The following is a 1,158-nucleotide window of genomic DNA, read 5'->3' as shown; positions in this document are numbered from 1 at the left end:
ATACACCCCGATGATGTGCCGCGCAATCCGACTACCGGCAAGAAAATCTGGCGCGTCGAGGAACTGCCGATCATTCCCGAAACGTGGATCATGCAACCTCGCGACGACGCGAAAGCGCAGCTCACCGTGATCGAGCGGCTGCTGAAAAAGGCAACCGAAATCGTCAACGCCGGCGACCCCGACCGCGAGGGCCAGCTACTCGTTGACGAAGTGCTCGAATACTTCGACTGCCACAAGCCGGTGCGGCGCTTTTGGGTGTCAGCGCAGGATTCCGTATCGGTGCAGCGCGGCCTTGCTGCACTCAAAGACAACACCGAGTATCACGGCTTCGCCGGCGCAGCGCAGGCACGCGGCCGTGCCGACTGGCTGATCGGTATGAATTTCAGCCGGGCCTACACGCTGCGCGCGCAGCGCGGCGGCTCGCGTGCGCTGCTGACCATCGGGCGCGTGCAGACCCCGACGCTCGCGCTCGTGGTCGGGCGTGATCGCGAAATCGAAGCCTTCAAGCCGATCCCGTACCACACGATCCGCGCTGCCTTCAAACACGACGGCGGCGTATTCCTCGCCGCTTGGCAGGCGAAGGAGGACCAGGCCGGCCTCGACCCCGAGGGCCGACTGACCGACACGGCCATCGCGAACAAGCTGGTCGAGTCCGTCACCGGCCAGCCGGGCAAGGTCATCGAGTACAAGCAGGAGCCGAAGAAGAAGGCGCAACCGCGCGCCTATTCGCTGTCGGACATGACCCTCTTGGCGTCCAACAAATTTGGCTATAGCGCGGCAGACGTGCTTGAAGTGTGCCAGTCGCTCTACGAGAACAAGCTCACGAGCTACCCCCGAACCGACTGCGCATTCCTGCCCGAATCGCAGCACGCGGACGCTCCGCGCGTGCTCGAAGCCATCAAGCACGTCTATCCCGAGGTCGCGGCGCTGGTCGATGGTGCCGATCCCAAGATCAAGTCAAAGACGTGGGACGACAGCAAGATTACCGCTCACCACGGCATCATCCCGACCATGCACAAGGGCGGCATGGCCGGCCTGTCCGAGAAGGAACGCAACATCTACGACCTGATCGTGCGCGCCTACCTCGCGCAGTTCTATCCGCAGCACGAGTACCTTGCTACGACCGTCGCGCTCGATGTAGCCGGCGAGCGATTCGAG

General features: G+C 63.3%; 1 protein-coding gene. It reads left to right on the top strand.

The window, feature by feature from the left end; genetic code table 11:
- Nucleotides 1-1,158 (top strand): DNA topoisomerase (locus P7F28_RS10230; protein ID WP_277184379.1); only part of this gene is annotated, 1,158 nt, incomplete at both ends.

Origin of the sequence: Caballeronia sp. BR00000012568055, assembly GCF_029439455.1 — a bacterium.
Classification (GTDB): Bacteria; Pseudomonadota; Gammaproteobacteria; order Burkholderiales; family Burkholderiaceae; genus Caballeronia.
This window is presented reverse-complemented; position numbering and strand designations above follow the sequence as displayed.